Genomic DNA, 7,983 nt, shown 5'->3' on the forward strand with positions numbered 1-7,983 from the left:
CACCATTGGTGCCCAACGAAGGGTCGCCGGCGCTGCAGCGATGGGTCGTCGATCTGGCCGGTGGGCGGGTGACGCAGGAGCCGCTGGACGACCGGGCGGTGGAGTTCCCGCGCATCGACGAGCGGCGCACGGGCCGCCGGCATCGCTTCGGGTATGCCGTGGCCTACGACGACGACGGCTATCCCACCGGGACGCTGGTCAAGCACGACCTGGTGGCCGGCTCCACGCTGACGCACGACCGGGCCCGGGGTGAACCTGGGTGAGGTGGTCTTCGTGCCCCGGGCCGCCGATGCGGGCGAGAACGACGGCGTGCTGCTGGGGCTGGCGTATGACCGGGCGCGCGGGCGGAGCACCTTCGTGGTGCTGGACGCCGTCGGTCTCGAGCCCGTGGCGAGCGTGGAGTTGCCCGTGCGCGTGCCCGCCGGGTTCCACGGCAACTGGCTGCCCAACTAATGGCGAGGTTCGTGCCGTATCGATGAGTGATACCGCGGCTATGACCGCGATTTCACTCATCGATCCCGAAGATGGTGCGGTGCCAGGGCTTGGCGGCGACGCCGGTGCGGTCGTACATCACGTGCTTGACAGTCGTGTACTCCTCGAAGGAGTAGGCCGACATGTCCTTGCCGAAGCCGGACTGCTTGACTCCGCCGTGGGGCATCTCGCTGATGATCGGGATGTGGTCGTTGACCCACACGCAGCCGGCCTGGATCTCGGCGGTCGCGCGCAGCGCACGGAAGACGTCGCGCGTCCAGACCGACGCCGCGAGCCCGTATGCCGTGTCATTGGCGAGCGCGATCGCCTCCTCGTCGTCGTCGAAGGCGGTCACCGTCAGGACCGGGCCGAAAATCTCGTCGGTCCAGGCTTCCTGGCCGGGCGCGACATCGGCGATCAGGGTCGGCAGGTAGTAGGAACCGGCGTCGAGGCCTTCGGGCGGAGCGCCGCCGGTGACCACGCGGGCATACGCGCGGGCACGGTCGACGATGCTGGCCACCCGCTCGCGGTGGGCCATCGAGATGAGGGGGCCGAGGTCGGTGGCCGGGTCAGCGGTAGCGCCGAGGCGCACACCGGCATAGAGGTCGGCCACTCCCGCAACGAACTCGGCATACCGGGAGCGGTGCACGATGGCGCGGGCGGCGGCGGTGCAGTCCTGGCCGGTGTTGATGAGTGACCCGGCGACCGCGCCGTGGACGGCGGCATCGAGGTCGGCGTCGTCGTGGACGACGAAGGGCGCCTTGCCGCCCAGCTCCAGATGCACGCGCTTGGCGGTGGTCGCGGCCGCTTCGAGCACGGTGCGGCCGACCCGGGTGGAGCCGGTGAAGGAGACCATGGCGACATCGCGGTGGCGCAGCAGCGCGGCGCCAGCGACCGGACCGGTGCCGACGACGATATTGATCACGCCCGCGGGGATGCCCGCGGCGGCCGCGGCCTCGGCGAACATGATCGACGTCAGCGGGGTGTTCTCGGCCGGTTTGAGGACGATCGTGTTGCCCGCGGCGATCGCCGGGAGGATCTTCCAGGCCGCCATTTGCAGCGGGTAATTCCACGGCGCGACCGAGCCGACGACGCCGACCGGCTCCCGGCGGATCGAACTGGTGTGATCGGGCGAGTATTCGGCGCTCGCCAAACCGTCGAGGTGCCGCGCGGCCCCGGCGAAGAAGGCCGTGTTGTCGATGGTCCCGGGCACATCGAACTCGGTGGCCAGGCGGATCGGCTTGCCCGCCTGCCGGCTCTCCACTTCGGCGAGTTCGGCCCCGCGCGCGTCCAACTCGGCGGCGAGCTTGGTCAGCGCCGCCGACCGCTCACCGGGCGTCGCGCGCGACCACTCGGCATACGCCCGCTTCGCCGCGGCGACGGCCGCGTCGACATCCGCGGGACCGCCAAGGTCGGCCTCGGCGACCCGATCGCCGGTCGAGGGATCGCACACCCAGGCGCGCTCGCCCGTGCTCGCTGCCCGCACTTCTCCGTCGATGAACTGAGCCACCGGGCGACCTTAGCCCGCCGGCGGTCAGGTGACCAGGAGGACGATCCCGCCGACCCCGGCCGCAACCAGCAGCGCCAGGTAGGCCAGCACCAGCCGCGTGTCGCGCAGGACGCATTTCGACCGGGTCAGCCCGGCGCGGCGCGCTCGCCAGTAGCCGGCGAAGCCCAGCGCGCCGAAGCCGACGACCGCCACCGGCCCCAGCAGCCACCCGAGCAGCGCGATCGTCGCGAAGATGCACAGGCGCAGCGGGTCGTATGCCGCGTGCTCCCCCGCGCGCGCCGCTCCCGTCTCGCTCTGCGCGGTCATACCCGCACCTCCTGCTCGCCTTCGGCCATCAGTCCCAGCTCGCGGCGGGAACTCCCCAGCGCCGTCGAAAGCCGTTGCCGGGCAAGTGGATTCCACGCCTGGACCGCACAGAAGGGCGCGCACTGGTGCCCGTCACCGACCGTGCCGACGTGCACGCAGCACTGGGTCAGGCGCTCCTCGATCATCGTGTGGATATCCATGAAGGGCTTGACCGTGAGGCGGACGACGCGCTCGCCGAGGAGTTTGCGCATCCGGGCCGCCCCGCCCGGCAGCGACGAGGAGGCCAAGATGGCGAGCGTCGACAGGCCCAGGTCGCAGTTCTCGCAGATGTCGCGCCAGATCGCGGACATCGACGGATGGCTCAGCGACGACTGCTCGCTGAGCAGGTCGAGCAGTGAGCTCTTGACGGTCTGGCGCAGCGTCGCCGGAATGCTGTCATCGGCGATCCGGTTGGCCAGGCTCTCGGGCTCGAGCTCGAGCCATTCCTTGAGCCGGTCCGGGCCGACGATCGCGGTCAGCGACCGCCATTGGCCGGCGTCGTCGCGCAGCAGATAACCGACCGAGCAGCAGTGCGGATGCGAGCACGGCAGTGCCGTCAGGTCGCGCCACGTCACCAGATCGCCGGTCTGCGGGCCGAGTCGTGCCAATACACCGGTGTGGGTGAGCCGGTCGCCCGGGTCAATCGCCCGCGAGCGCCCCGAGCCGAAGACCGGCTGGATGGTGACGCCACCGACATAGGGCGTGCTCAGCGCGAGCCGGACGACGTCGCCGATCTCGTCGTCATTGATCCCGAGCGCGGCCGTCATCGTCAAGGTCGTGAAGACACCGGCTGCCGAGAGCCGGGCCACGGCCGCCTCCTTGAAGCGGCGGATGTCGGCGCCGCGGTGGGCCGCCGAGGACTCCGCCCGCAAGCCGTCGAACTGCAGATAGACCTCGACGCGCTCCCGGTGCCGCCGAAGCAGGGCGACCAGCGAATCGTCCTGGGCGATCCGAATCCCGTTGGAGTTGACCAGGATCCGCACGATCGGACGTTCCACCAGCGCGTCGAGCAGCGCCCCGAAGTCCGGGTGCAGCGTCGGCTCACCCCCGCTGAGCATGACCACATCGAGCCGGCCGTTCTCGCGCTCCAACCGGGTGTCGACCGAGCGGAGCACCTCCTCGACAGCCACGATGCCGGCCAGCGCCGGCCCGCTGTCGGTGAAGCAGGTCGGGCAGCGCAGGTTGCAGTGCTCGATGACGTCTTCGAGCAGGATGCATGTGTGTTGCGTCTGCATCTCCGGCAGCCCCTGGGCGTATGCCGCGGGCACCGGCAGGAAGTTGCCCACCCGGTCCGGCGCGTGCACCTTGGTCGGCGCGGTCCACTGCTCCAGATAGGTGAGGATCTCAGCAGACTCGTCGTAGAGGGTGCTGATCAGGCCGTGCTCGGGGCAGCCCCGCTCCAGCCACACCCGGCCGTTCCGGACGGCCAGCCGGCCCGAGAGCCGCGCGACGTCGCTGAGCGCGCGGTCCGGGTCGGCGTGATGACAGTGCGGGCAGAAGGCGTTGACATAGCGGTGAATCCGGTAGTCCCGCAACGGCATACCGGCGCTCATGTGGACGACGACCGTGAATAGGCGACGATCAACCCGATGCACCCGACGAAGGCGATGACGAGCGCGAGGCCATAGCCGAGCAGCATCCCGAGCGCCCACCGCCGGGTCTTCTCCGGGAAAAGCAGGACGATGGCGACGACCGGGAAGATCGTCGCCAGGCCCCCGAGAGCGCTCGCGACCGTGCGCCATGGTCCAGACGGCGCGACCAACCCAAATAGCCCGAGCAGGCAAATCCCGAGCACGATCAGTGCACCACCCCAGATCGGCCGTGAACTCTCCTTCGGCGCCGTCGCGCCCGAAGCTCCTGCCGGCCAGGGTGGGAGCGGTGCGTCATCTTGGCCCCACGGCTGCGGCACCCCCGGTTGTCCATCGGGTGCCGGGGGAGGTGGTTCGGGTGGCGTGGTCATCGGGCCTCCAACTGCGGGATGCGAGCGGGTGACGTCATGGCGGATTCGCGGCGGCGGAGCACGACCGTCAGCCGGAGGAGGAGGACGGGCAGGGTCGCGAGCAGGACGAGTTGCGGCCGGGTCAGGCCGTGCCAGACCACCTCGTTGCCGCGGACGAACTCCACGAGAAGCCGGAAGACGGCATACGCCCCGACATAGACCGTCAGCGTCTCGCCGGCGGGCAGCCGGTCGTGGCGCAGCCATCGCCAAAGTACGACGAACGCGAGCGCGTGGAAGACGATCTCGTAGACGAAGGATGGGTGCAGCGCGACCCCTGCCGGCACCTGGAGGCGCGCCGCCGTCACCGGATCGAGCACGATCCCGTATGCCGTGTGCGTCGGCGTCCCGGGCGGCTCGGTGAGCAGGCAGCCGATCCGCCCCACCGCCATACCGGCCGCGACGGCGGGCGCGAAGAGATCGCCGGTGCGGATGCGGTAGCCGACGATCCGCTTGGCGAGATGCACGCCGAGCCAGGCGCCGAAGAGTCCGCCGAGGATGGACTTGTTGCCATACACCCACTGCTCGGCGAGGGTGGCGTTCTGGCGGAGGTCGACATGCTGCAGCCAGGTGCCCAGGCGCATCACGAGTCCGCCGCCGATCAGCGCGCCGGTCACGACCGCGATGACCTTGTCGCCGGTGCGCCCGCGCCGGCGAGCTTCGAACGTGAAGACCAGCCCGGCGACCGCCACGCCGAGCGCCACGAAGACCGCGTGCGTGGGTATGGGCAGGTCGATACCCAGCAGATCCCCCACTGTCGGATACATGCGGGCCAGTCTGGCAGGCCGGCCGCCGGGTAGGTTGCCTTCAGTGGAGGTCACCAACCTGACGCCGAGTCGAGTCCCCGACGGAAGGGCGTGGCGATGAGCGAACGGAACTTCCGGCTGGCGGACCGGTACGCCGCGACCGGCGGCGAGATTCTCGCCTCGGGCCTGCAGGCGCTCGTCCGGCTCCCGCTCGATCAGCGTCGCCTCGACCGGGCGGCCGGTCGACGCAGCGCGGTTTTCATCTCCGGCTACGAGGGGTCGCCGCTGGGCGGCTACGACAAGGAACTGCTGCGCATCCGGGCCACGCTCGATGAGGCCGGCATCGTCTTCCGGCCGGCGGTGAACGAGGAACTGGCCGCCAATGCCGTGCAGGGCGCGCAACTGGTCGCCACGCTCGCCGGGCGGCGCGTCGAGGGTGTCGCTGGCATTTGGTACGGCAAGGCGCCGGGGCTCGATCGCGCAACCGATGCCCTGCGCCATGGCAATCTCGGCGGTGCCTCCGCGACCGGCGGCGTGCTCGCCCTGGTCGGCGACGACGCCACGGCCAAGTCCTCGACCGTCCCGAGCAGCAGCGAGCTCGCGATGGCTGAACTGGGTCTCGCCGTGCTCTCCCCCGCCGACCCGGCCGACATCCTGCACCTGGGTTTGCACGGCATCGCCCTGTCCCGCTTCAGCGGGCTGTGGAGCGGGCTGAAGCTGGCGACCAATGTCGTCGACGGGAGCGCCACCTTCACCCTGGCCGACCCGGCGATCACGATCGTCGAGCCGGATCGGGAGATCGACGGCCGGCCCTTCCATCACCAGGTCACCGCGCGATTCCTCCAGCCGCATCTCGCGGCGCTCGAGGAGAGCCTGGCCGGTGCGCGGCCGGAACTCGCCCGCCGGTATGCCCGCGCCAATGGCCTCAATGTCGTCACCGGTGATGCCCGTGGCCGGGTCGGGGTCGTCGCGGCGGGGCTGACCTTCCGCGACACCCAGGAGGCTCTCGCCAGCCTCGGCGTCGACCCGGATCACTTGTCCGACAGCGGCATTCGCCTGCTCAAGCTCGGCATGGTCGCGCCCCTCGACCCCGAGATCGTGCGGGAGTTCGCGGCCGGCCTGACCGATCTGATCGTCGTGGAGGAGAAGCGCCCCGTCGTGGAGACGGCCGTCAAGGCGGCGCTCTACGGACGCGCCGGGGCACCCCGAGTCCACGGCAAGACCGATCCCGACGGGCGCGCCTTGCTGCGGGCGACGGGCGACCTGCCCCCGCAGGTCATCGCCGACGCCCTGGCGCCGGTGCTGGCGAGCACGCTGGGACTGGCGGGGGCGCGGGCATACGCCAATCCCCAGGCGCGGGAGACGACGGCCCTGACGCGGCGGGCACTGCCGCTGACTCCGGTCCCGGCGCGGACGCCCTACTTCTGCTCGGGATGCCCGCACAACCGCTCCACGCGCACGCCGGCGGGGAGCCTGGTCGCGGCGGGCATCGGCTGCCACACGCTGGTCGTCTTCATGGACGAGGAGCGGGTCGGCAATGTCGTCGGCTTCAGCCAGATGGGTGGCGAAGGCGCGGCCTGGATCGGGATGTCCCCCTTTGTCACCGACGAGCATCTCGTCCAGAATCTCGGCGACGGGACCTATCATCACTCCGGCAGTCTTGCCGTGCGCGCCAGCGTCGCCGCCGGCACCAATGTCACCTACCGCATCCTGTACAACGGGGCCGTCGCGATGACCGGCGGGCAGGACATCGTGGGCGGTATGACGCCGGCGAATCTCGCGCGCGAACTCCTCGCCGAGGGCGTCCGGCAGGTCGTCGTCACGACCGATGACGTGGGTCGCAGCCGGTCGGCCGGCCTGCCCGACGGCGTCACCGTCCGCCACCGTGACGACCTCGAGGACGTCCTCACCGAACTGGCGACAGTGCCCGGGGTGACCGCCGTCATCCACCAGCAGGAATGCGCAACCGAGTTGCGGCGAAAGCGCAAACGCGGGCTCATCGAGTCGCCCGGCCGGCGGATCTGGATCAACGAGCGCGTCTGCGAGGGTTGTGGCGACTGCGGCGCCAAGTCCAACTGCCTCTCGGTGCAGCCGGTCGAGACCGAGTTCGGCCGCAAGACCCGGATCCACCAGGCCAGCTGCAATCTGGACTACTCCTGCATCGAGGGGGACTGCCCCTCCTTCATCAGCGTGACTCCCGGTGGCCCGCAGCGACCGGCCGGCCGCGCCCCGGCGATCGAGGGCACCGACCTCCCGGATCCCGTTGCCGCAGTAACGAACTCACCGCTCAACATCCGCATCATGGGCATCGGCGGAACGGGCATCGTCACCACCGCCCAGGTCCTCGCAGTCGCCGCGACCAACGCCGGGCTCCACGTCCGTGGCCTCGACCAGCTCGGGCTATCACAAAAGGGTGGGGCCGTCGTCTCCGACCTCCGGCTCGCCGCGGCGCCCTTCGAGGGCACCAACAAGCTGGAGCCCGGGACCTGCGATGTCTATCTGGGTGCCGACCTGCTCGTCGCAGCCGATCCGCGCAATCTCGCGGTCACCGACCCGGCGCGCACGCGAGCCATCGTCTCGACGACGCCGAACCCGACGGGGGCGATGGTGGCCGATGTGACAGCACCCGCCACTGACACGATTGCCCTGGTCGAGGTCGTGCGCGCACACACCGGCCCGGATCCGTGGTTGCTCGACGCGCGCGCCGTCACCGAGGGCCTCTTCGGCAGCGATCAGTTCGCCAACACCTTCCTCCTGGGCATCGCCATCCAGTCGGCCGGCATCCCGGTCTCACCGAGCGCCGTCGAGGAGGCGTTGGCGCAGAACGGCGTTGCCGTCACGGCGAATCTCCAGGCCTTCCGCTGGGGCCGCCGGTATGCCGTGGACCCCGCTGCCGTGCTCGCTGTCGCCGGCCC

The 7,983-nt window shown here is 70.6% G+C and carries 8 protein-coding genes; 3 read left to right on the forward strand and 5 right to left on the reverse strand.

Annotated features, from left to right (window positions below; translation table 11 throughout):
- Together PKH97_RS06600 and PKH97_RS06605 are read left to right on the forward strand one after the other, a co-directional pair.
- The coding region (locus tag PKH97_RS06600) for a carotenoid oxygenase family protein (protein ID WP_324386613.1) at nt 1–263 on the forward strand (263 nt) is incomplete at its 5' end.
- Between the two features lies 1 nt (nt 264).
- Nucleotides 265–453 (forward strand): carotenoid oxygenase family protein, encoded by a 189-nt coding sequence (locus PKH97_RS06605; protein ID WP_324386614.1) that lies wholly within the window; start codon nt 265–267, stop codon nt 451–453.
- A gap of 52 nt (nt 454–505) precedes the next feature.
- On the opposite strand, the gene PKH97_RS06610 is transcribed toward PKH97_RS06605, so the two are convergent.
- The 5 genes from PKH97_RS06610 to PKH97_RS06630 form a co-directional block, all read right to left on the reverse strand.
- Complete coding sequence (locus PKH97_RS06610; protein ID WP_324386615.1) at nt 506–1,981, reverse strand: gamma-aminobutyraldehyde dehydrogenase; 1,476 nt, start codon at nt 1,979–1,981, stop codon at nt 506–508.
- A 24-nt stretch (nt 1,982–2,005) separates the two neighbouring features.
- The gene (locus PKH97_RS06615; RefSeq protein ID WP_324386616.1) at nt 2,006–2,287 is read right to left on the reverse strand and encodes a hypothetical protein; all 282 of its coding nucleotides are present in this window, start codon (nt 2,285–2,287) and stop codon (nt 2,006–2,008) included.
- Nucleotides 2,284–3,921, reverse strand: coding sequence for a radical SAM protein (locus PKH97_RS06620; RefSeq protein ID WP_324386617.1), 1,638 nt, complete (start codon nt 3,919–3,921; stop codon nt 2,284–2,286). Before PKH97_RS06620 ends, PKH97_RS06615 begins: the two co-directional genes overlap by 4 nt.
- Nucleotides 3,876–4,121 (reverse strand): hypothetical protein, encoded by a 246-nt coding sequence (locus PKH97_RS06625; RefSeq protein WP_324386618.1) that lies wholly within the window; start codon nt 4,119–4,121, stop codon nt 3,876–3,878. Before PKH97_RS06625 ends, PKH97_RS06620 begins: the two co-directional genes overlap by 46 nt.
- Nucleotides 4,122–4,282: 161 nt before the next feature.
- Nucleotides 4,283–5,089 carry a prolipoprotein diacylglyceryl transferase family protein gene (locus PKH97_RS06630; protein ID WP_324386619.1) on the reverse strand — a complete coding sequence of 269 codons (807 nt, stop codon included), beginning with the start codon at nt 5,087–5,089 and terminating at the stop codon, nt 4,283–4,285.
- Between the two features lie 96 nt (nt 5,090–5,185).
- On the opposite strand from PKH97_RS06630, the gene PKH97_RS06635 reads away from it, so the two are divergent.
- A partial coding sequence (locus PKH97_RS06635) for an indolepyruvate ferredoxin oxidoreductase family protein (RefSeq protein WP_324386620.1) occupies nt 5,186–7,983 on the forward strand: 2,798 nt, incomplete at its 3' end.

Origin of the sequence: Nostocoides sp. (assembly GCF_035343835.1) — a bacterium.
GTDB lineage: Bacteria > Actinomycetota > Actinomycetes > Actinomycetales > Dermatophilaceae > Nostocoides_A > Nostocoides_A vanveenii.

Excerpts from the sequence above, each read along its gene's own strand:
- PKH97_RS06630 (WP_324386619.1), bottom strand. The coding sequence starts at position 5,089 with ATGTATCCGACAGTGGGGGATCTGCTGGGTATCGACCTGCCCATACCC.
- PKH97_RS06615 (WP_324386616.1), bottom strand. The coding sequence starts at position 2,287 with ATGACCGCGCAGAGCGAGACGGGAGCGGCGCGCGCGGGGGAGCACGCG.